Origin of the sequence: Desulfotruncus arcticus DSM 17038, assembly GCF_900113335.1 — a bacterium.
Classification (GTDB): domain Bacteria; phylum Bacillota; class Desulfotomaculia; order Desulfotomaculales; family Desulfallaceae; genus Desulfotruncus; species Desulfotruncus arcticus.
In genome coordinates this window covers 11,536-32,155 of the sequence record NZ_FOOX01000006.1, presented here as the reverse complement: position 1 = coordinate 32,155, position 20,620 = coordinate 11,536, and the positions used below count along the sequence as shown (strand labels likewise).

Here is a 20,620-nt window from a genome sequence, read left to right as displayed (position 1 = left end):
CATATTTAGACCGTATGAGCACCTGCAGCTGATCCATTTAAGAATAATTCAACGTTGAGTGTGATACGGTCGGCCAGAGAAAATTTTTCTGGCTCCGCCAGCCAGGTAATTACAGTAAAAAAGTGAACGGCTTCCAATTGTAAGGCAAGTAAATCAGCCGGAACGTCATCTCTGATTTCTCCTTCCTTCTGTCCAAGCGCAATAATTTCTGTCAGATAGGCACTTATTACGTTTCTTACGGATTTTTCAAGTGTTTGTATCCTGTAAAATACATATTTCCTTTCCAAATCCCTGGTTATTTCTTTTTCTATCCATTCCTGAGACTTAATAAAAATGGCCACCAGGCGAGAGCGCATATCAGGCAATTTGCGCAGAGCCTGGATGACATCGGGCCCTAGTTCCCTTACCGCTGCCCGTAAATATTCGCTGATGATAGCTTCTTTCATTGGGAAATGAAGATAAATCGTTCCCTTGGCAATGTCGGCTTCTTCGGCTATTTGCTCCACGGTGGTGGAATCAAAACCCTGACTTTTAAATAAATTCATGGCCACGGAAATGATTTTCTTTTTGGTTTCTTCTTTTTTTCTTTCCAGCCTGGTTTTCACCATGTTGCCCTCCTGTACTCGGTCTAGTATTAAACCTGATTCAGTAGTTAACCAAGTTGATTATAATATTAATAGGTAAAAATTGCAATAATATATAGTATTATTTTTTAGAGGTTTGAAAATTGACAATGTGATATTATAAAAATGGTTAATAAAATTAAAATGTTAACGTGGAAAGGAGCTGGAATTTTATGTTTAAAGCATATAATGCTGAGATTGTAATAAAGGGGGAGGTGCTTGCAGGATAAATAAAACTGCCCTCCCCTTGTTCGGTTTAAAAAGATGGGAGGACACACATTATAATGAGAAAAATAAATCTATATAATATTGGACTTTCTGAACGGTATATTCAGGAAGCCACCATGTATGACGGCAATCTTCATTTGGCCAGAGTATCAGCGCAGCACAAGGATATGTACAAAGTTATTACCGAAAATGGAGAGATACAGGCCGAGGTTGCGGGGAAACTGAGCTATTTGGCATCTGCTTCGGTAGATTATCCTGCTGTGGGCGATTGGGTATTGGTGGATAGAACAGACCAGAAAAGTGGTAACGCGATTATTCACCACATTCTTACCAGAAAAAGCTGTTTTGAGCGAAAGACTGCGGGAACAGGATATGAGCGTCAGATAGTTGCTGCAAATATTGATACAGTATTTATCTGTATGTCTCTTAATAATGACTACAATCTGCGCCGTCTCGAACGGTATCTTTCAATTGCCTGGGACAGCATGTCAACGCCGGTTATCGTGCTTACCAAGTCAGATCTGTGCAATGACCTGACAACAAAGCTCATGGAGATAGATTCTGTCGCTGTTGGCGTGGATGTGTTAATAACGTCAAGTATGCGCGGTAACGGCTACGCTGACTTACTTAAATATTTGAATAAAGGTAAAACCGTAGCCTTTATCGGTTCTTCAGGTGTGGGTAAGTCTACTCTGATAAATAGGCTTTTAGGTGAGAATATGCTTACCACAAAAGAAATTAGAGAAGATGATGACAAGGGCAGGCACACAACAACGCACAGGCAGTTATTTGTGCTGCCTAACGGTGGAGTGGTTATTGATACGCCTGGAATGAGAGAGCTTCAGATTGCCAACGCTGATTTGTCAAAATCTTTTCCTGATATTGAGGAGTTGGCTGAAAGATGCTATTTCAGGGATTGTCAGCATGAATCTGAGCCAAAGTGCGCTGTAAAGAAAGCTATCGAGGACGGAGTATTATCCGCCAAACGATTGGCAAATTATAAAAAGCTCCAACAGGAGATGGCATTTTTTGAGCGCAAAAATACGATGACAACAGCACAGGCAGAAAAGCAAAAAATAATTGCAATGATGGGATCCATTGGTGCTTACAAGCAGGTGCGGAAACATAACAAGAAAAAAAATAGCTAACGCTGGAAGAGTCACTGGGCTTAACTAAAAGTCTTAGGCCTATGTATTCCGCTTATGCTTGGCTAAATGCGCTTTTTTTATCGGCAGCAAGAACAATTTTTACCTCCCAACATATAATATAGTAAATATAGAAAGTATAGGAAGGGGGGTAAATGGATAATGAGTACTCTTATTCCTGATTTTCCTGATAAAATATGCGGCATTTTAAAGGATTTAGCGGGTGAAAAAGTTATTATAATACTTGAATCAGGCGACAAAGAACTGGTGAAAGTCGTGGCTGTTAAAGGCAATATTCTAATAGCTACGGTAGACAGGAAATTCAAATTCGTCGATTGTGATTGTATATGTGCAGTCATAGCCGACTGTTTGGATGTCATATCTGACCGCTTTCAATTGCATCATAGTTAATTACAATTCGTTTACAAGTAAAGCTACCGTAGCGCGGTAGCTTTATATTTTGTATAACGAAAACCACCTGCTATGCCAGGTGGTTCTAAAAAGCTTTAGCTATGAGTAGAAAAATCTCCTCCGTTTGTTAAAACAGTGCAGGTTTCGTCAGGCCGCACTAAATAAGGGGAGTTGGTTCCTTTTGTCAAGTATTTAATTGATTTGCGATAAAATTTCTAAGTTTCCGTGCTGGTTGTACTAAAGCTGGCAATTTTCGATCTTTTCCTGTCATATAAGAATAAAGCTAGAGCAAATGCTACAACACATAAAACTGCACCAATAATGAAACAGTCGGAAATAGCCATCACCATGGATTGCTGGGCTACATACTTGTATAACACAGATATACTAAGGATTTGTCCTCCTTGTGCCCCAAGACCGGCATTTAACCCTATTTCCTGAAAGGCTGATATCATATTCAAACCGTCCGGCTTATCTAAAACTACATTCTGTGCTAAATTAGCATAGTGAAAGGTATTACGTGATTGCATCAAATTTGTCATAATAGCAATTCCAAAGGTGGTTGCCACACTCCGAATCACATTCCCCAGGGAAGAGGCGGTGCCAGTTGATTCTTTCGGAATACCCAACATCCCCACATTAATAGCTGGTGACAACGCTAATCCAATTCCGATTCCACGGACCGACATCCAAAACATCATCGTGTTAAAAGATGTAGAAGCATTAAAGTCCTTCATGGCGTAAGATGAAACGGTCATAATTACCATGCCGATAAGGATTAGGTACCGAGCACCATATTTATCGAACAACTTACCGCTGATGGGCATAGTTATAGCTGTAACCAACGCAGGCGGCAACAAAACTAATCCTGTTTGCATTGCAGTTTGCCCGAGTACGCTTTGCATCAAAAGAGGGAAAAGATAAACTACCACTACCATAGCTACTTGAATAAAAGAAGAAATAATAGTGGACATAGTAAAAAGCTTATTTTTAAATAATCGCATATCCAGCACCGGTTCTGGGCACCGCAGTTCGTGAACTACCATGATAATCAGGTTAACAATTCCCAAAAACAACATGGCGACTATCAGTGGATCTCTCCAACCCATTTGATTGCCCTTGCTTAATGCAAATATTAGACAAAACAAACCAATGCAGATGGTTGCAATACCTACGGTATCTAGTGTCGATTTTGCATTTTTCTCAGTTTCCGGCAGCAAAGTAATTCCCATGAAGATAGCCAGCAGACCGACGGGTACATTGATATAAAAAAGCATGCGCCAGCTGGCAACCTCAATCAGATATCCTCCCAAAGATGGCCCAATAGCCATGGTTGCCATTCCGGCAATCCCCCATACGCCAAGCACCATGCCAATTTTGGATATGGGATTAATCCTGAAACATATCGCCATACCTAAAGGCATGATGATCCCCGCTCCTATCCCCTGTAGTATCCGGCTGATAATCATCATATTAAAGTTAAATGATGCACCACATAAGAATGAACCCAGAGTAAACAGGATTAGCGCAACAACAAAGGTTTTCTTATATCCGTATTTGTCCCCCAAGTACCCGGCCAGGGCTATTACAATTCCCTGGGTTAACATGTAAGCTGTGAGTACCCATTGAATGTCATTGGCATTCGTACCAAAGACAGCCATCAGCTTTGATATGGCGACATTAACGATATTTCCGGTAAGGCCTTGCAAAAAGGTTCCCATTATGATAACTGAGGTTGCAGCCCAGTTAATTCTATTCTGTAATTCACCGGTTTTCATGATTAAATCCTCACTTATTGAGTCTTAATAGTCACTACGGCAGACATACCCGGCTTTAACTTATGATCTTGCTGAGCAACGCTTATTTTTATTGGTAAGCGCTGGGCTACTTTAGTATAGTTACCCGATGTGTTCTCTGTAGGTAAGATGGAAAAACTCGATTGAGTAGCTCCGCCAATCTCTTCAACCAGGCCATCGAAAACAATATTCGGGTAGGCATCGACCACAATTTTAACCTGATCTCCAATATGTATCCGTGCTATATTTTTTTCTTCAATGTTGGCTAAAACCCAAACTCGCTCAGGATTTACGATGGTAAACAAGGAGGTTCCTGAGTTAATGTTTTGTCCTTTTAAAGCCACAACTTTGACCACGCTTCCGCTAATAGGAGATTTAATGGCTGTATGTGCCAAAGCCAGTTGGGCATTATCATAGGTCGCTTTGGCCTGCTTTTCCTGGGCTGCATAGGTGGCACTGCCGGTTTTATTCAAGGTATCTAATTGGGTTTGAGCAGCTGCGACGGAATCTTGAGCAGAAGTCACGTTAGCATTGGCAGCTTCCAAGGCCTTTACCGCTGTTTCGTATTTAATTGTATAGTTGTCCAAGGTTTCCTCGGGAACAGCTTCGTTCTGGTATAAAACCATGTTCTTATCCAATATGCGCTGGGCATCTTCCATAGCTAGTTTATTAATATCAGCTTGCGCTTTGGCGGCGGATAAGGCGCTTTCTGCCTTGGTAACTGTCAACTGGGCGGACTTAATATCGTTTGATAAATTAGTAACTGCTATTTTACTAAGCTCCCATGCCGCCTCCGCCTGGGAAGCATTAATACGATATTGGGAATCATCCAACCTGGCCAATATCTTCCCTGCTTCTACGGTATCTCCTTCTTGAACATAAACATCGGTAAGCCTGCCGGAAACCTCAGCACTGATATTAACTAAATCTGCAGAAACTTTCGCATTATCCGTTGTGACCGTAGTTTTTAGTTGAATGTACCAGCGCATACCGAAAATAGCGATGGCGATTACCACTAATGTCAAGATACCCATACGGATTACCTTGGATATTAGTTTTTTCTTTGGTTTATCTACTGAAATATTAGCTGGTGTAGTTGGATTCGTCATTCGTTACTGCTCCCCCTTAGTAATCCCTTTAATGATGGTTGAGATAAACATCTCGATTTCCGGGCTTTGTATATCAGAGGACATACGAGTAGAAAAATAATTTGCAAATCCTACACTTGCAGATAGAAGCATGTTTGTAAAAATATCCAGGTCGGATATAATAAATATTCCTTCAGTTTGGCCTCGTTGGATGATACCTGTAATTAGCTTTTTCTTCTGATTATATAAATCACTTAAACAGTTTTCTGCATGATAATCTCTAAAGGGAAAAGTTGCTATGACCTTGGGACTCCATGGGTTTCGGTGAATGGATTCAAATTGAATCTTTATATAGTTTCTCATCGCTTGGATAGGGTCAGTCTCTAATAAACATCTCTCTTCGATTAAATGGCATTCCGTTCTTAGAATCCTGGCAAAAACTGCAATGATTAATTCTTCCTTGTTTTTGAAATACTGATAAATCGAAGCTTTAGAAAAATCAGAGCGCATTGCTATGTCATCCATCGTAATGGACTCAAATGTTTTCTCGTTAAGAAGTTGCTCGGTAGCTTCAATTATGCTTTCCCGTCTAAATTCCCGTTCTCGCTCATGCCTGGCTCTCATCTCACCATCTCCGAATCTTATTTATTATTCTAACTACCATTTATAATAGTAACTGCCAGTCATAATTTTGTCAATGAAGATGATGATATCATTAAATATGGTGTAATTAAAAGCTAAGTGTTAACTGCAGTTCAAGGACAACTGTACGGTGGCTGCTTATGTGTAACAACAAAAGGGAAGGGATCATAAATATGATCCCTTCCCTTTTGATCAACCTCTACTTAAAATACCGGTTTAATAACCCTTCCAAGGCGCAGGCATGCCTGGCTTCGTCCCGGGAAGACTCATCGAAAACGTCGTGGGCGTGGTCGTTACCGAGTTCCTTGGCCTTGACTGCCGCTTCCCTTTTGCCTTTGTTGGCCATAATTTCACCTTTAAGCATTTTTTCAATGTTTTCTTTTGTACTTCCGGATATGATCCCGTTAAGTTCGGCGAAGTGGGCGGCATGCCAGGCTTCGTCCTTTGCAATGGATTCAAGCACCAGCGCTACTTCGGGATAACCTTCCCGCTGGGCCTGCCGGGCCATGGCCAGGTACGCTCCTACCTCCCATGTTTCACCCTTGAATTCCGCAGTTACCGCTCCTTCAAGTTCGGTTCCTTTGGTAACTCCCAGTTTTACTTCATTAATCAGATCCGCCATTTTATTTCCTCCTTATGATTTTATTTTGGGGTTGCTGTCGCCGCATTGCGGGCAGTAACCGTAAAAATGCAGGTTCACGAGTTTAATTAGATAGGGTGAAGACATCGAGGCCTTGCTTATAAAATCTTCAAGGCTGTCCGGGAATTCATCCAAATCATCCACCCTGCCGCATGAAAGGCAAATAACGTGAGGGTGAGGTCGCACATTAGCGTCATAATGATAGATGTTTGCCCCCGTATTGAAACGCTGTAGCAGTCCCGACTCTTCAAATGCCTGGACGGTTTTATAAACGGTATTAAAACTGATGGAAGGAAAGATATTTTTAACTTCCTGGTATACCCACTCCGCAGTAGGGTGTGCCTTACTGGCCGCAAGCAGTCTGTAAATGGCTTCCCGTTGGGGAGTAATCCTTAGGCCTTTTTGTTTTAACAAATCTCTAACGTCCATAAGATTATCACCGTATTCAATAATTATTACTATATAGTAAGTATTATCGGATAAAAAATTCAATTTGTCAAGAAGTTTTTTAATTAATATTAGTTTTGGTTGGTGTGGCTGTTAATATGACGGCAATTGTGGCTGAAAAAAGAATGTTGTTTTATTAAGTCTGGATGGGTACAATATTGATGCGGGAAAGTAAATTAAAGGGAGCGGTGATAAGGTGAGTGCCAATGAAATGATTCTGAAAGCTCTAAAAGATTCTAAAGAACCTTTAAAAGCGGGGGATATTGCAGAAATTGCCGGTATTGATAAAAAAGAAGTCGATAAAGGTATCAAGGAGTTAAAGAAAGAAGGAAAAATAATATCGCCTAAAAGGTGCTATTACGCTGTAAGTGAATGACATGTATTTTCGCCACACCCTCCCGCCCGGGCATTACTTGGGCAGTCAGAGGGTGTTTATATTCTTTATTCCCGTTAAAGCGCAAGGCAATAAAAGAATACCTGGACCGAAGCAGTGGGGAAAAGGAGCATAAGTTCCGGTCCGTAAAGACAATCATTGTTGAAGGTTAATTCAAAGATTAATAATGCGTTGGCTGAGAAGAAATAATTCTCACCAACGCATTATTATTTTACATGGCCAATCTTAAGAAAGTCTTAATCTTTTTATCAAGTGTTTTGCAAAGATTACCTGTCAAAATTACATGAAAGGCAGGTGATTTAGGTGTACTATAATAAAACAGTATAATGTGGGGTGAATCATGTGGATAAACTGAATGTTTTAGTGTGTGATGATGATACGGCAATAGTTGATGCTTTGGAAATATACCTCAAGCACGAAAATTATGGGGTAGTAAAAGCCTATACAGGAAATCAGGCTTTAAAGGTTTTGACGGAACAGAAAATCCATCTGGTTTTATTGGATATAATGATGCCTGGTTTGGATGGCCTGTCAATAACAATAAAGATCCGTGAAGAATTGAATATTCCAATTATAATATTATCTGCCAAATCAGAGGATACAGATAAAATTGCCGGACTGAACTTTGGTGCGGATGATTATGTGACCAAACCCTTTAACCCATTAGAACTAATGGCCAGAGTCAAATCACAAATGCGCCGTTATACTGCGCTGGGTAGTTTAGTTTCAAACAGCAATATCTTAAAAACCGGCAGTTTGGAACTTGATCCGGAAGCAAAAGAACTCCAAGTTGACGGTGAGGCTGTTAAACTGACCCCTACGGAATATGGCATAATGCTGTTTCTGATGAAAAATCTCGGCCATGTATTTTCATCAGAACAAATATATGAGCATGTTTGGCATGAGCCGTCATTTTCTGCCGAAAATACCGTTCCGGTACATATTAGACGGATCAGGGAAAAAATTGAGATCAATCCGAAGGAACCGAAATATTTAAAGGTGGTATGGGGAATTGGATACAAAATTGAAAAATATTAAATATTCGACCGGAGCGCAAACTGCGGCTTTTATTTTGGTATGGCTAAGCGTGATGTGCGTTTTCGGGAGCGGTATGTTTCTGTTGTATAATCACAGCATTATCAATAGTAAAAGTTATTATGATACCTATGAATTTAAAAATAAATTCAATATGCAGCTTCGTAATGCTGTGGAATTAAAGGTTAAACTTAAAAGTGAAGAATCTATTAAATCTTCTGGTGCTGCAGAGGATGCTGCAAATAATAATCTGCAACGTTACTATAACCTGAAAAAGGAAATGTCTAATACAGTTAACTTGGCTTATTATATAAAGAATACCAAAACAGGAGAAACGATTACTAATGTAACTAAAACAGACGCGCTTGCCTTAATTCAGAAACAGCCTGCCAGTGTATATTATAACCAGTTGACATATGAACCGGGTTATCCATTCGGCGAAGAGATAAAACAGTTGTTGATGGGTACGCAATATGAAGTTCATGCGGCGCTCATTGAGCCTTTAAAGCAGGGAGATGTGTTTTACGATGATTTTATGGCGTATACCAGGGCTAAAACAATTGCCACCTACGTTACTGCATTATTGGTTGCATCAATAATCATAACGATTTTAGCCTTTATCTATCTGGTTATCGTTACCGGGCGTCGGGAAAAGGGAGCCGAAATAGCGGTTTCATTCGTGGACGGGATTTACACGGATGTTTATTCCATGCTGGTATTTATTGCGGCACTGCTATCAGTGACTATTGCAATTTCTTTTAACGAACCATGGATGAATTTATTAGTATTCGCCCTGGTCTTCGGCGTAGACGTATTAATAGGGCTATCCTATATCCTATCAATGATCAGGCAGATTAAAAGCAGAAAAATTATTAAAAATACTTTAACCTATAAAATTTTAGACTTATGCTTTAACGGAAAGGCGTTTAAAACCTGGACCATAATCCTGCTGCTGGGCTATGGTGCGTTAAACGGTATTTTATTCGCAATTGCCTTTTCGCAGGGTTTTACCTTATTTCTGTTCTCTTTCATTATAATAGCGGCTTTTAATATCGTCGCCATTTACTTTGCCGCTAAATCCCTATTATCCCTGGCCCAAATTATGGAAGCTGCAAAAGAAATATCTGCGGGTAATTTAGACTACGCTCTGGATAAAACTCAAATATCGGTGGCCTTTTCAAGCTTTGCAGAAGACATTCTAAGCATACAAGGAGGGCTAAAAAAAGCCGTTGCCGAGGCGGTTAAAGGAGAGCGGATGAAAACAGACCTTATTGCCAATGTGTCACATGATTTAAAAACGCCGCTAACCTCGATTATTAATTATATTGACTTGTTAAAAAAGGAAGATTTAAACAACGAAAGTGCCAATGGATATTTAGAAATTCTGGATGAGAAGTCTGCCAGATTAAAGCAGCTGATTGAGGATTTGATTGAGGCGAGCAAGGCTTCGAGCGGCAATCTTACCATCGAAAAAGAGAAAGTTGATTTACACGAACTTGTTATGCAGGCATGCGGTGAATATGAGGAAAAAATCAAAACGGCAGAACTGGATTTTCACATTAATGCTGCAGATGAAAAGATATTTATAGCAGCTGACGGTAAATACATGTGGCGTATTGTTGAAAACTTATTGTCTAATGTATTGAAATATTCAATGCCTCATTCGCGAGTATATATTAATATTTACAGAAGTAAGCAAAATGGATTGTTGGTTATCAAAAATATATCGGCTACGTCCCTTGATATCCCCCCTGAACAGTTGACAGAGCGGTTTGTCCGTGGAGATGCTGCCAGAACGACAGAAGGATCGGGTTTGGGCCTTTCTATTGCCCAGAGCTTAACAGACATCCAGGGGGGCCGGTTTAAAATAGAAATCGACGGTGATTTATTTAAAGTGATGATAGAAATGCCTTTGTGGCTGGAAAAGTAATAAAAGTAATATTGTAAAAGGGCGGTAGGGACAGAGGCGGGGTAGAGGAGCACGATGCCTACCTCCGTCCCTGTTTAATTATTCCATTAAAATAACATGCCTCATAAATTTAGATAAATTCTTTTGATTTACCTTGATTAGTTAATGGAATTTTATTAGAATAGAGTCATAATCAGGATGTCTAGACAACTATACTTATAGGTTTTAATAAGCTTCATTTTGGATAAAAAATGCCCGTGTACAAGAAATGGCATAATCCAAGCGATATCCGGTATTGGTGAAAACTTCATGGGGAAACCTACCTGTGGCATCTAAAGTTATAATGTATCTGCCTGTTATTTTGTGAATATTGATATAACTCAAAGGGGATTGATAGGTATGCTTATTATTGGTGAAAAACTTAATAGCGCCATACCCAGTGTGCGTGAGCTTATTAGTAAAAGAGATGCCGCTGCTGTTCAGGATCTGGCGTTAAGACAAGCTCAAGCAGGTGCTGATTATTTGGACATCAATACCGCGCACGGTGATGAGCTGCTTGATATGGAGTGGCTTGTCCAGAAGGTTCAAGAAGTGACAGATGTGCCATTGTGCATTGACAGTACATCGGCTTTAGCAATCCAGAAGGGACTGGAAGCAGTAAAAGGCGATAAAAATAAAGTGCTGATTAATTCTATTTCTTTGGAGAAAAATCGCCTGGAAGGGGTACTTCCTTTGGTGTTGGAATACAAGTGTCCGGTAATAGGTTTAACCGTTGATGACAATGGCATCCCCAAAACCGCGCAAGAGCGGATTATTCTGGCAGAACGCCTGGTGGAGATTTTAACAAAGAATGATTATGATTTAACGCAACTGTACATTGACCCCCTCGTTCTTCCTCTGGCGGTTGATCACACCAACGCGGCCATGTTCTTCCAATGCCTTACTAATATTAAGCAAAAGTTTAATGTAAAAACAGTATCCGGTTTAAGTAACATTTCATTTAATATGCCCCAAAGAAAGATCATCAATCGCTATTTCCTGGCAATTTGCATGGCCTTTGGTATGGACGCCGCCATACTTGATCCCTTGGACGGGAAAATCATGACTGCGGTCACTACTACTAACGCATTGCTGGGCAATGATCGTTTTAGTAAGAACTTTTTAAAAGCATATCGCAAGGATGCTTTAGTGGATTAACAAAGTCCCTATCTTATGGCCGGAAGAAGCAGTAATGGAAAAGAGAGGGGTAGGTGATAATGATTAGCAAACCACCTTAAAACAAGTTTATGGATGATTGTCAATTAGAATTAAAAAATAGTTCATGTTGCACCAAATTAAGGGGGGAAACAAATATGAACGAAAAGGAAAAGCTGTATCGGGAAAGGTTGGAACGTTATACCACTGCTATGAATTGCGGCAAACCGGATAAGGTTCCTGTTAGCTTTGGCATTGGCGAATGGGTTGTTAAGCATAAAGATAAGACTTTGCAGGAAGTATTTTATGATTTAGATTTAAGCAACAACATCGTTAGCGAATTATTGCCGGATTTGGATGTGGATATATTTGGCGGCGGACCTTGTTTATGGTGGCCGCCCATGTTTGATGCCATGGGGTCTAAATTATATAAGTTTCCCGGCATAGGGTTGGAGGAAAATTCCACATTTCAATATAATGAAGAAGAATACATGAAACCGGAAGATTACGATGATTTTATTGCCAACCCCACTGAATGGCTTGTCACCAACTTTTTGCCGCGGATAAGCACAGAGTTTTCTGATCCGGGATCCTATAGAGCCACTGTGGCATTAATTAAAGGTTCGGCTGCTTTTGCTATGCAGGGTGGACTAATGGGTGCAGCCTGGGAAAAGTGGACCAAAGAGCATGGTGTTGTTGGACAAGGAGCGGGATTTACCAAGGCTCCCTTTGATACCTTGGGAGATGCTTTAAGATCAATGAAAGGTATTCTTCTGGACCTGCGCCGCCGGCCGGAAAAAGTGCTGGCCGCATGTGATGCGATAACGCCTCATAATATCAATCAGGGTGTTGCCGGACCGGGAGCGGATACGCGCTTCCCTTGTTTTGCCCCGCTTCATCGCGGAGCTTATCCATTCCTTAATCCGTATCAGTGGGATACTTTCTACTGGCCTTCCTTGAAAGCTACTATTGAAGGTCTTTGGGCGCAAGGGAAAAGAATGTTTTTCTTTGCCGAAGGGGATTGGACCCCGTATCTTGAGAAAATCGCTGAACTACCTGAAAAAAGCATTATTTTCGATATTGATACCACTGATGCCAAAAAGGCCAAAGAGATTCTTGGCGGCAGATTCTGCCTCCAGGGCGGTGTGCCAACCACTCTGTTAACATACGGAACCCCGCAAGAAGTGAAAGAGCATGTTAAAAGAGTTATTGATGAACTGGCTGTTGACGGTGGATTTATTCTCGCCGCAGGCGGGGTTATTATGGGTGATGCCAAAAAAGAAAATATTTTGGCTATGGCTGAAGCGGCAAGAGAGTACGGCGTTTACTAATTGGATACAAGGAGGGATAAGCCATGTCGGAAAAAGAAATAAAGTTTGTTCCGAAGCCTGGCACTTGTGTGCCCTGGGAAGTTAAGAAAGAAGAGCTCCAAAAAATCCACGGTAACGAGGAAATCGTCAAAAAAGAATGGGAGAAATTAGACGCCTTTGCTTATAGTTTTATTTGGTTTTGGGTGCAGCGCTAGATAGTATGGCAATTTAATCTTTTAACGTTAACATACCCAAAAGGAGTGGATGAATAACTATGCTAACAGATCCCTTATCAAATGCAATTGCGGAATTGGAAGAGGAACAAGTAGTTCAGATGGTCAAGGAACGCTTGGACAGTGGAGTTAATCCTTTGGAAATTGTAGGCTCGCTACAGCAGGGTATGACGGAAGTTGGCAAACGTTTTGAATCTGGCAAATATTTTTTAAGTGAATTAATTATGTGCGGCGAAATTATGAAGGATTCTATGGATGTTTTGGAACCGCACCTTGCCGAAGGATCCGGCAGTTACAAGGGGACCATTGTTATTGGAACTGTCAAAGGAGACATTCATGATTTGGGCAAAAACATTGTCGTAATGCTATTAAAAGGAGCAGGCTATAATATCATCGATTTGGGAGTTGATGTCCCCAAAGAAAAGTTTGTTGAAGCCATTAATGAATCAAAAGCGCCTCTGGTAGGTATGAGTGTACTATTAACTGCATGTCAGGAATCCATGAAAGATGCTATTGCGGAAATTAGATCGGCGGGGTTGGATACAAAAGTTTTAATTGGCGGTAATTATATTGACGATGTCGTTAAAGAACACGTTGGAGCAGATTTCTATGCCAGGACAGCAAGTGACGGGTTAAGAATTGCTGAGGAAATATTTAATTAAAAAGTAAACGACAGGGGCCATTCGAGGCCCCTGTTTAAATTAAAGCGTTAATCCGGTCAGCCTATTAGACTTTAGGTTGACTCTTGCTCGTAATTATGATATTTTACTATGATAAAATTAAGCATGTCTAGACAGGTATGATGAACAATGGATAATAAATTGATCAGTCAATTAAAAATAGATAAAAATTCTGTTATCCCGATATATTATCAAATTGCTAAAATGTTTGAAGGATATATCTATGAAGGAAAACTTAAACCAGGTGAAGTACTGCCGCCGGAGCATGAAATAGCTGAAAATTTTGGCATTAGCAGAATGACCGTTAGGCGTGCTATTTCAGAGCTGATTAACCTGGGTCTGGTATTTACTCAAAAGGGCAAAGGGACTTTTGTATCAGAGCCTAAATTAAATGATGTTACATTTGAGTTGGGCGATTTTTATGAGGAAACCAGTAAAAAAGGAATGACTCCAAGCTCAACGCTTTTGGGTGTAAGGATAGTCAGAGCGAATAAAACCTTGTCTGAAAAGCTGGCGGTTCCTTTAGGCACCAGCTGCCTTTATTTTAGCCTGGTGTTGGCTGCGGATAACGAACCACTGGTGTATGAGAAGAAATACGTTAAGTATACCAAGCAAAAGCCTATTTTAGAAGTTGAACTAAAAGACCCTTCATTGTCAAGCCTGGCAGTTACGCACGGTTCACATTTCCCAACAACAAGTAAAAGGGTTTTACACGCGTCCATTGCTACCAAGGAAGAAACCTCGGTTCTGGAAGTTAAAGAGAATACTCCTGTTTTTGTTGTTGAACAAACGGTTTATGATGCTGAAAAAAAGCCGGTTGGTTGGGGAAAGTCCGTTTACCGTGGTGATAGGTATAAACTAACCAGCTATATCGGGTGGTCTGCAAATAATATTAAATAACAATATGAAGAGGATAAGGTGGTTCTAGATGAAGGATGATTTAATTCAAGCTATTTCTGATTTGGAGGAAGAAACGGCTCTTCAGATAGTAAACCAAAAACTAAAAGCTGGTGAGACCCCTCTGGAAATTGTTGAACAATGCAGGCAGGGAGTTGAAATAGTTGGCAAAAAATATAGTGAAGAAGTTTATTACTTATCAGATCTAATTATGTCCGAGGAAATTTTAAGAAGGATCATGGAAACCCTGGAACCGAGCTTTACACGAAAAGCCCGGCAAAACGGGACAAAAATTGTGATGGGGACAATCGAAGGCGATATTCATGATTTGGGGAAAAATATAATTATCAATTTGCTGCGTTCGCATGGATTTGATGTGTATGACCTGGGTGTGGATGTTGAACCGCGGGAATTTATCGAGGCTATTAAGGAAACAGATGCCAAAATTTTAGGAATTTCCGTACTACTTACATTTTCAATTAGTGCGGTAAAAAAAGTGATAGATTTATTATATGAAACCGGTCTTAGAAAAAAAGTAACAGTATTGCTTGGGGGGTATCCAACTAACGAACGAATAAGGCAATTTACCGGTGCGGATTATTGTGAAACAGACGCCATAAGAGCAGTGGAACTATTTAAAGCAATTGCTTTATCTCGTTAACCGCCGCTAAGACTCCCGCCTATAGAGGCGGGAGTCTTAGCGGCGATAAACTCGAAATAAGTGCGACTTAAGGTTCAGGTGGGGTTTTAACCCCACCTGATAAAATAAATACGGGCCTTTTTAACCGCTTGTTGCCGCCGTCAGGGACGAATTGCAAACGTATACTTATCAAAAGGCAGGTAATTAATATGGCTGATAAAAATATCGCTGATAAAAACATTAAAGTAACTATTATGCCTTTAGGTATTGAGGTTAAAGCCACCCGGGGTGAGAAGCTTATAAACGTTGCTTATGGCCAGGGGTTGGATGTCAATGCGCTATGCGGCGGTAAAGGAACTTGCGGCAAATGCCGGGCCAGGGTCGTAAAAGGAGGGATAAGTGAGTATACCGAAAACGAGAAGAAATTATTGTCTGAAGAAGAAATGCAGCAAGGATATGTGCTGTTGTGTCAACAAGAGGCAACGGGTGATTTAACGATAGAGCTTGATGGTTTAAACAATGGCCAAAAAGAATTTGTGCCGGATAAGGGGGCATATGCCGAAAATATTACCGGGAATGACCCCATTGTGACCAAGACTTTTCATCAATTGACTTTCCCTACGGTTAATGATCAAATTTCAGACCTGAATAGAATAATCGGGGATGTGCCGGGAAAAGTGGCATTGGATCTCAGATTGCTGAGCCGGGTCCCGGTGATTTTAAGAGATGGCGAGTACAGGGTAACCTCTGCTATCTTTAATGATACAATTATTGCCCTTGAAGCGGGTAATACCACCTCGCAGCTATACGGAATCGCTTTTGATATTGGCACTACCAGCGTTGCCGGTTATTTAGTTGATTTGCATAGCTGCAAGGTTTTAAAAACCGCTTTTGCGGCCAACAAACAGAGGGTGCACGGCGCCGATGTCATATCACGGATCAACTATACCATCGAGAACCCCAACGGACTTTCGGAAATGAAGGAATTGGTAATTAATACGCTGGACGAAATCATAAGCAAGCTTTTAGCCGGTTCCGGCATCCCGCCGGAGCATATATATATCATAACTCTGGTTGGGAACACTGTGATGAGTCATTTATTACTGGGCGTGAACCCGTTGGGTATTGCTTTTTCGCCATTTGTTCCCGTTTTTGCTGAAAGTATAACGGCTGCCGTGGATTTCCTGGGTCTTAAAACGCTGCTGCCGGCTGCACGGTTTATACTTTTACCCAATATTGCCGGCTATGTGGGATCGGATACTGTAGGGGTAATGCTGGCGACAAAGATTTATGAGCTGTCAGGGAACTGGCTGGCAGTTGATATAGGAACCAATGGTGAAGTTGTTCTTGCTGCGGAAAACCGGTTATTGACATGTTCAACGGCAGCGGGGCCGGCTTTTGAGGGGGCCTCCATCAGTCAGGGGATGAGGGCGGAACCGGGAGCAATTTATAAAGTTGCCATTAATGATGATGTTGATATAGCTGTTGTGGGTGATCAGGAACCAAGAGGAATTTGCGGTTCCGGCCTGGTAGATGCGGTTTCTGAACTGGTGAGGTTGGGTGTCGTTCGAAAAAACGGCCGGATTAATAGCCCTAAAGATTGTCCTATGGAGTTGCCGGAGAAAGTTCGGAACAGGATTAAAACGCGGGGTAATGGCTTAAACACATTTGTGCTGGTGGAAGGAAAAAATGAAGTTGCGATAACTCAAAAAGATATAAGTGAATTGCAGCTGGCCAAAGGCGCCATTAGGGCCGGTGTGGAAATACTTTTAGACGAGGCTGGTATAGCTGAATTAGATGGCATCCTGTTGGCGGGGGCTTTTGGCAGTCATCTGCGCCCGGAAAGCCTAAAAGGAATCGGGATGCTGCCCGACATAGATGTTACCCGCATCAGACCCGTGGGTAATGCGGCAGGTAGCGGAGCTATTATGGCTTTGCAATCCAAAGAACAACTGCAAATAGCTTGTGACTTGCCCAAGAGAACCGAGCATATTGAGTTGTCTTTGCATAAAAAGTTTCAGCGGCAATTTGTCAGGGGAATGAGTTTCTAAAGCAGATCCCCATATATTTTGTAGCTCGGTCTCGGGGATATGGTCGCCGGGATTCTTTATTTCTATGTCACTATGATGGAAAATGTTCTTGATGAGAGGATAGTTGATTATGTTTATGTATGTATTTTCAATTGTGCTAATAGTTGGTTCAAATATTGTATATAACGTATGCCAGAAATCAACGCCGGAGAAAGCAAACCCTTTTTCAGCTTTAATTATTACATATTTGACGGCTACAGTTCTGACTGTTGTTGCGTTGCTGTTCTACAAAACTGATAAAGGATTCTTTAAGTCGTTTGAAGATCTAAACTGGACAAGTGTTGTGCTTGGTGTTTCCATTATTGGTCTTGAATTAGGATATTTATTGGCTTACAGAGCAGGTTGGAAAATAAGCTTGGGATCTTTAGTAGCAAATATATCACTTGCGGTTGTGCTTATACCAATAGGAATATTGTTTTATAATGAGGAATTTGGGATGAATAAAGTTTTGGGGGCAGTATTTTGTATCATTGGACTAATATTGATTAACAAATAAATATTATTAAGAACCCTCGGGATCTTTTTCCATGGTAAAGAAAAATTTGACTCCATACGCTGTATTCGTTACTCCATACTTACTGCCATGGAGATCGAGGATGTTTTTGATAATGGCAAGCCCCAGCCCTGTACCGCCAAGATCCCTGTTTCTTGAATTTCAATCCGGTAAAATTTACTCCAGATATTTTTGCAGCTCAGTCTCGGGGATGTGATCGCCGGGATTCTCTATTTCTATGAGCACTTGATCGTCTTTATCCCCAGCCAAAATCTTAATGACACCGCCCGCCGGAGTATATTTGATAGCGTTGTCGACAAGGTTGGTTATGACTTGTTCAATTCTAAACATGTCGGATCAAAGCTTCGACAGTGGCAAATACTACCAAAATATTTTCAAGGCTTTAGAATATAAAGATAAACTATATGGGCTGCCGGTTAATATCGGTATTGATATGATTGCCGCCGATAGAACCTTACTGGATAATTCCCAGGTGCAAATCGACGATAGCAACTGGGATTGGAACGATTTTGTCAAGACGGCGGATCCTATTGGCCATCAATGATGCTGAGTTTTTCTTGAAAACAATTCAAGAAGTTTTTACCAGACTTTGAAAAGCTAATGTGACAGAAAGAGCACCGGGCAGTTCGGTGCTCTTAATTATAATGCAATAAGGCAATTTATGGAACTCATTCTATGGCTCAAACAGCTCCCGCAGGTAATCCCTGCGCCCGTGTAGGATTCGGTGTATAATAATGGTATGGTCAATTATTCTGTAGAAAACAAGGTATGGCTGAACAACTATAAATCGATACCCACGATTAACAAGAGTATATTCTTCATCTGAGAGTACCGAGCCTAAGTTGGGGAAGTCGGCCAGCCTGGATATTGACATATTTATTCTTTCCAACAAAGATTCGGCAGCGGCTGCGTTATCCTTTGCTATGTAAGAAAAAATTTCGTCCATATCATCAACTGCAACAGGAGTGTATTTTATTTTATTCTTTGGCGGCATCAATCTTCCTCCGCATTCTGGCCATGACGTCATTATGCTCAATCAATTGTTCACCCTCGGCAATCTGTTTTTCGGCGACCAGTAATTTGGATTGTAATTTAATGCGGGCCTCCATGCGCCGGAATGCCTCATGACTCATGACAACCAGGTCGGCTTCCCCGTTTCGCGTAAGTATTACCGGCTCGTCAAGCTCATGGCAAAGCTTTGAAAAACCGTTATAGTCCTGCCGAATTGTTGTAGAAGGTTTAATATGCATTCTAACGCTCCTCCCGTATGGTATTATTCTGACTTTATTCTAACATATGAATGACAGATTAACAAAGCTATACACCCTCTTCTTGTCCAAACGGCGGAAGGAAAATGGCCGATAACCCTGAAGCTAGAAAAGATAAAACCTTACAAAGCTGTAATTGGAAGGATCACCGTTATGTTTGAGATAAAGGGAAAATATAATAACGCAATAATTTACATTGATAATATTGATCCCAATGCGATCGCGCAGATCAAAACCTTGTGTAATCAAGAGTTTGTAAAAGGCAGCAAAATAAGGATTATGCCGGACGTACATAGTGGAGTTGGCTGTACCATAGGCACCACAATGACGATAACGGATAAAGTGGTTCCTAATCTTGTTGGTGTTGATATCGGTTGCGGCATGGAGGTGGTTAAGCTCCAAAACCGGCATATTGAGCTGCTAAGACTCGACAAATTGATTTATGAGAAAGTACCGAGTGGATTTAACATCAGGAATAAAGAACATAGTTTCAACGATGCTATAGATTTAAACAATCTGAAATGTAAGAGTGAAGTCAACCTTGTTAGAGCAAGGCGCAGTATTGGAACCTTGGGTGGCGGGAATCATTTTATTGAAGTCAACCGGGACAGCGGGGAGAATTTATATATTGTAATCCACTCCGGCAGCCGCCATTTAGGCAATGAAGTTGCCAAACTCTATCAGGAGGAAGCTTATAAAGCGCTGAACAAGAATACTAAACACGACATTGATGCTTATATCGCGGAACTAAAAGCAGCGGGACGTCAGAAGGAAATTAAAAAGGAACTAAAGAGAAAAAAAACAGAGATTTTAACTGATATTCCCAAGCCATTAGCTTATGTGTCGGGGGAACTCTTTAATGATTACATTCACGATATGAAAATAGTGCAGCGTTATGCCGAGCTTAACCGTAAAGCTATCCTGCAGGAAATAAGTAAAGGCCTGAAGGTTAATGTCATTGAACAGTTCACAACCATTCATAATTACATTGATACCGAAAACATGATTTTAAGAAAGGGCGCTGTTTCAGCCCAAAGGGATGAAAAGCTGTTGATACCAATAAATATGCGTGACGGCAGCCTTATTTGCCTTGGCAAGGGAAATGCGGATTGGAATTTTTCCGCCCCGCACGGGGCCGGGAGAATTATGAGCAGGACGCAAGCCAGGCACTCTTTTACACTTAAGCAGTATAAAACACTAATGGATGGTATTTTCACCACATCGGTCAATAAAGATACGATAGACGAATGTCCCCTTGCTTATAAAACCATTAGTGATATTGTAAATAACACCGCAGACACGGTTGACATTATAGAAATTATCAAACCAATCTACAATTTTAAAGCAGCTGATTAAGATTTAGTTCTTTTAACTTTAACGAATGTATAAGCTGAAGCTTGAAAACGTAAGTTAAAGGGATAAGAAATACTAACTAT

General features: G+C 40.9%; 24 protein-coding genes. 15 read left to right on the top strand and 9 right to left on the bottom strand.

The features are described 5' to 3' along the window. Nucleotides 1-5: 5 nt before the first annotated feature. Nucleotides 6-608, bottom strand: a complete 603-nt coding sequence (locus BM056_RS09495; protein ID WP_092471083.1) for a TetR/AcrR family transcriptional regulator — start codon at nt 606-608, stop codon at nt 6-8. 299 nt (nt 609-907) lie between these two features. Between BM056_RS09495 and rsgA the strand changes: the two genes are divergently transcribed. Both rsgA and BM056_RS09485 read left to right on the top strand, forming a co-directional pair. Further along, nucleotides 908-1,999 (top strand): ribosome small subunit-dependent GTPase A, encoded by a 1,092-nt coding sequence (gene rsgA, locus BM056_RS09490; RefSeq protein WP_092471082.1) that lies wholly within the window; start codon nt 908-910, stop codon nt 1,997-1,999. A gap of 159 nt (nt 2,000-2,158) precedes the next feature. Beyond that, nucleotides 2,159-2,407 (top strand): hypothetical protein, encoded by a 249-nt coding sequence (locus BM056_RS09485; RefSeq protein ID WP_092471080.1) that lies wholly within the window; start codon nt 2,159-2,161, stop codon nt 2,405-2,407. 215 nt (nt 2,408-2,622) lie between these two features. Here BM056_RS09485 and BM056_RS09480 read toward each other — a convergent pair whose 3' ends face one another. From BM056_RS09480 to BM056_RS09460, 5 genes are all read right to left on the bottom strand, one after another. Continuing rightward, nucleotides 2,623-4,185, bottom strand: a complete 1,563-nt coding sequence (locus BM056_RS09480) for a DHA2 family efflux MFS transporter permease subunit (protein ID WP_092471078.1) — start codon at nt 4,183-4,185, stop codon at nt 2,623-2,625. A 14-nt stretch (nt 4,186-4,199) separates the two neighbouring features. Next, nucleotides 4,200-5,312: an HlyD family secretion protein gene (locus BM056_RS09475; RefSeq protein WP_092471076.1), complete on the bottom strand. Its 1,113-nt coding sequence runs from the start codon at nt 5,310-5,312 to the stop codon at nt 4,200-4,202. Nucleotides 5,313-5,315: 3 nt separating this feature from the next. Further along, entirely contained in the window at nt 5,316-5,915 is a 600-nt protein-coding gene (locus BM056_RS09470) for a TetR/AcrR family transcriptional regulator (RefSeq protein WP_092471074.1), read from the bottom strand. Nucleotides 5,916-6,132: 217 nt separating this feature from the next. Next, entirely contained in the window at nt 6,133-6,555 is a 423-nt protein-coding gene (locus BM056_RS09465) for a ferritin-like domain-containing protein (RefSeq protein WP_092471072.1), read from the bottom strand. 12 nt (nt 6,556-6,567) lie between these two features. Further along, nucleotides 6,568-7,002: a Fur family transcriptional regulator gene (locus BM056_RS09460; protein WP_092471070.1), complete on the bottom strand. Its 435-nt coding sequence runs from the start codon at nt 7,000-7,002 to the stop codon at nt 6,568-6,570. Nucleotides 7,003-7,216: 214 nt separating this feature from the next. Here BM056_RS09460 and BM056_RS09455 point away from each other — a divergent pair, with 214 nt between their 5' ends. The 11 genes from BM056_RS09455 to BM056_RS09410 all read left to right on the top strand — a co-directional run bounded on the left by BM056_RS09455 (nt 7,217) and on the right by BM056_RS09410 (nt 17,898). Then, nucleotides 7,217-7,396, top strand: coding sequence for an HTH domain-containing protein (locus BM056_RS09455; RefSeq protein WP_092471068.1), 180 nt, complete (start codon nt 7,217-7,219; stop codon nt 7,394-7,396). 369 nt (nt 7,397-7,765) lie between these two features. Then, nucleotides 7,766-8,452 (top strand): response regulator transcription factor, encoded by a 687-nt coding sequence (locus BM056_RS09450; protein WP_092471333.1) that lies wholly within the window; start codon nt 7,766-7,768, stop codon nt 8,450-8,452. Then, complete coding sequence (locus tag BM056_RS09445; protein WP_092471066.1) at nt 8,427-10,379, top strand: sensor histidine kinase; 1,953 nt, start codon at nt 8,427-8,429, stop codon at nt 10,377-10,379. Before BM056_RS09450 ends, BM056_RS09445 begins: the two co-directional genes overlap by 26 nt. Nucleotides 10,380-10,757: 378 nt before the next feature. Beyond that, nucleotides 10,758-11,555: a dihydropteroate synthase gene (locus BM056_RS09440; protein WP_092471063.1), complete on the top strand. Its 798-nt coding sequence runs from the start codon at nt 10,758-10,760 to the stop codon at nt 11,553-11,555. A 155-nt stretch (nt 11,556-11,710) separates the two neighbouring features. After that, nucleotides 11,711-12,883 carry a uroporphyrinogen decarboxylase family protein gene (locus BM056_RS09435; protein WP_092471061.1) on the top strand — a complete coding sequence of 391 codons (1,173 nt, stop codon included), beginning with the start codon at nt 11,711-11,713 and terminating at the stop codon, nt 12,881-12,883. A 23-nt stretch (nt 12,884-12,906) separates the two neighbouring features. Then, the gene (locus BM056_RS26160; RefSeq protein ID WP_165613453.1) at nt 12,907-13,077 is read left to right on the top strand and encodes a hypothetical protein; all 171 of its coding nucleotides are present in this window, start codon (nt 12,907-12,909) and stop codon (nt 13,075-13,077) included. A 59-nt stretch (nt 13,078-13,136) separates the two neighbouring features. Beyond that, nucleotides 13,137-13,757 carry a cobalamin B12-binding domain-containing protein gene (locus BM056_RS09430; protein WP_092471059.1) on the top strand — a complete coding sequence of 207 codons (621 nt, stop codon included), beginning with the start codon at nt 13,137-13,139 and terminating at the stop codon, nt 13,755-13,757. 147 nt (nt 13,758-13,904) lie between these two features. Beyond that, entirely contained in the window at nt 13,905-14,675 is a 771-nt protein-coding gene (locus tag BM056_RS09425) for a GntR family transcriptional regulator (protein WP_092471057.1), read from the top strand. A gap of 28 nt (nt 14,676-14,703) precedes the next feature. Beyond that, entirely contained in the window at nt 14,704-15,333 is a 630-nt protein-coding gene (locus BM056_RS09420; protein WP_092471055.1) for a cobalamin B12-binding domain-containing protein, read from the top strand. 188 nt (nt 15,334-15,521) lie between these two features. Then, nucleotides 15,522-17,363: an ASKHA domain-containing protein gene (locus BM056_RS09415; protein WP_092471053.1), complete on the top strand. Its 1,842-nt coding sequence runs from the start codon at nt 15,522-15,524 to the stop codon at nt 17,361-17,363. A gap of 109 nt (nt 17,364-17,472) precedes the next feature. Further along, nucleotides 17,473-17,898, top strand: coding sequence for an EamA family transporter (locus BM056_RS09410; protein ID WP_092471051.1), 426 nt, complete (start codon nt 17,473-17,475; stop codon nt 17,896-17,898). Nucleotides 17,899-18,072: 174 nt separating this feature from the next. Here BM056_RS09410 and BM056_RS26705 read toward each other — a convergent pair whose 3' ends face one another. Continuing rightward, nucleotides 18,073-18,246, bottom strand: coding sequence for an ATP-binding protein (locus tag BM056_RS26705; protein WP_220427538.1), 174 nt, complete (start codon nt 18,244-18,246; stop codon nt 18,073-18,075). Between BM056_RS26705 and BM056_RS09400 the strand changes: the two genes are divergently transcribed. Further along, entirely contained in the window at nt 18,245-18,460 is a 216-nt protein-coding gene (locus BM056_RS09400) for a hypothetical protein (protein WP_238456410.1), read from the top strand. The two genes, BM056_RS26705 and BM056_RS09400, sit on opposite strands and share 2 nt — an antisense overlap. 129 nt (nt 18,461-18,589) lie before the next feature. Here BM056_RS09400 and BM056_RS09395 read toward each other — a convergent pair whose 3' ends face one another. Continuing rightward, the gene (locus tag BM056_RS09395; protein WP_092471049.1) at nt 18,590-18,910 is read right to left on the bottom strand and encodes a type II toxin-antitoxin system RelE/ParE family toxin; all 321 of its coding nucleotides are present in this window, start codon (nt 18,908-18,910) and stop codon (nt 18,590-18,592) included. Next, the gene (locus BM056_RS09390; RefSeq protein ID WP_092471047.1) at nt 18,894-19,166 is read right to left on the bottom strand and encodes a type II toxin-antitoxin system Phd/YefM family antitoxin; all 273 of its coding nucleotides are present in this window, start codon (nt 19,164-19,166) and stop codon (nt 18,894-18,896) included. The genes BM056_RS09395 and BM056_RS09390 overlap by 17 nt, the downstream gene beginning before the upstream one ends. A gap of 171 nt (nt 19,167-19,337) precedes the next feature. On the opposite strand from BM056_RS09390, the gene BM056_RS09385 reads away from it, so the two are divergent. Then, the gene (locus tag BM056_RS09385) at nt 19,338-20,540 is read left to right on the top strand and encodes an RtcB family protein (protein ID WP_092471045.1); all 1,203 of its coding nucleotides are present in this window, start codon (nt 19,338-19,340) and stop codon (nt 20,538-20,540) included. The last annotated feature ends 80 nt before the right edge of the window (nt 20,541-20,620 follow it).

Excerpts from the sequence above, each read along its gene's own strand:
- BM056_RS09430 (WP_092471059.1), top strand. The coding sequence starts at position 13,137 with ATGCTAACAGATCCCTTATCAAATGCAATTGCGGAATTGGAAGAGGAA.
- BM056_RS09385 (WP_092471045.1), top strand. The coding sequence starts at position 19,338 with ATGTTTGAGATAAAGGGAAAATATAATAACGCAATAATTTACATTGAT.
- BM056_RS09460 (WP_092471070.1), bottom strand. The coding sequence starts at position 7,002 with ATGGACGTTAGAGATTTGTTAAAACAAAAAGGCCTAAGGATTACTCCC.
- BM056_RS09465 (WP_092471072.1), bottom strand. The coding sequence starts at position 6,555 with ATGGCGGATCTGATTAATGAAGTAAAACTGGGAGTTACCAAAGGAACC.
- BM056_RS09425 (WP_092471057.1), top strand. The coding sequence starts at position 13,905 with ATGGATAATAAATTGATCAGTCAATTAAAAATAGATAAAAATTCTGTT.
- BM056_RS09495 (WP_092471083.1), bottom strand. The coding sequence starts at position 608 with ATGGTGAAAACCAGGCTGGAAAGAAAAAAAGAAGAAACCAAAAAGAAA.
- BM056_RS09440 (WP_092471063.1), top strand. The coding sequence starts at position 10,758 with ATGCTTATTATTGGTGAAAAACTTAATAGCGCCATACCCAGTGTGCGT.
- BM056_RS09475 (WP_092471076.1), bottom strand. The coding sequence starts at position 5,312 with ATGACGAATCCAACTACACCAGCTAATATTTCAGTAGATAAACCAAAG.
- rsgA (WP_092471082.1), top strand. The coding sequence starts at position 908 with ATGAGAAAAATAAATCTATATAATATTGGACTTTCTGAACGGTATATT.
- BM056_RS09480 (WP_092471078.1), bottom strand. The coding sequence starts at position 4,185 with ATGAAAACCGGTGAATTACAGAATAGAATTAACTGGGCTGCAACCTCA.
- BM056_RS09395 (WP_092471049.1), bottom strand. The coding sequence starts at position 18,910 with ATGCCGCCAAAGAATAAAATAAAATACACTCCTGTTGCAGTTGATGAT.
- BM056_RS09435 (WP_092471061.1), top strand. The coding sequence starts at position 11,711 with ATGAACGAAAAGGAAAAGCTGTATCGGGAAAGGTTGGAACGTTATACC.
- BM056_RS26160 (WP_165613453.1), top strand. The coding sequence starts at position 12,907 with ATGTCGGAAAAAGAAATAAAGTTTGTTCCGAAGCCTGGCACTTGTGTG.
- BM056_RS09470 (WP_092471074.1), bottom strand. The coding sequence starts at position 5,915 with ATGAGAGCCAGGCATGAGCGAGAACGGGAATTTAGACGGGAAAGCATA.
- BM056_RS09420 (WP_092471055.1), top strand. The coding sequence starts at position 14,704 with ATGAAGGATGATTTAATTCAAGCTATTTCTGATTTGGAGGAAGAAACG.
- BM056_RS09390 (WP_092471047.1), bottom strand. The coding sequence starts at position 19,166 with ATGCATATTAAACCTTCTACAACAATTCGGCAGGACTATAACGGTTTT.
- BM056_RS09415 (WP_092471053.1), top strand. The coding sequence starts at position 15,522 with ATGGCTGATAAAAATATCGCTGATAAAAACATTAAAGTAACTATTATG.
- BM056_RS09400 (WP_238456410.1), top strand. The coding sequence starts at position 18,245 with ATGTCGGATCAAAGCTTCGACAGTGGCAAATACTACCAAAATATTTTC.
- BM056_RS09485 (WP_092471080.1), top strand. The coding sequence starts at position 2,159 with ATGAGTACTCTTATTCCTGATTTTCCTGATAAAATATGCGGCATTTTA.
- BM056_RS26705 (WP_220427538.1), bottom strand. The coding sequence starts at position 18,246 with ATGTTTAGAATTGAACAAGTCATAACCAACCTTGTCGACAACGCTATC.
- BM056_RS09410 (WP_092471051.1), top strand. The coding sequence starts at position 17,473 with ATGTTTATGTATGTATTTTCAATTGTGCTAATAGTTGGTTCAAATATT.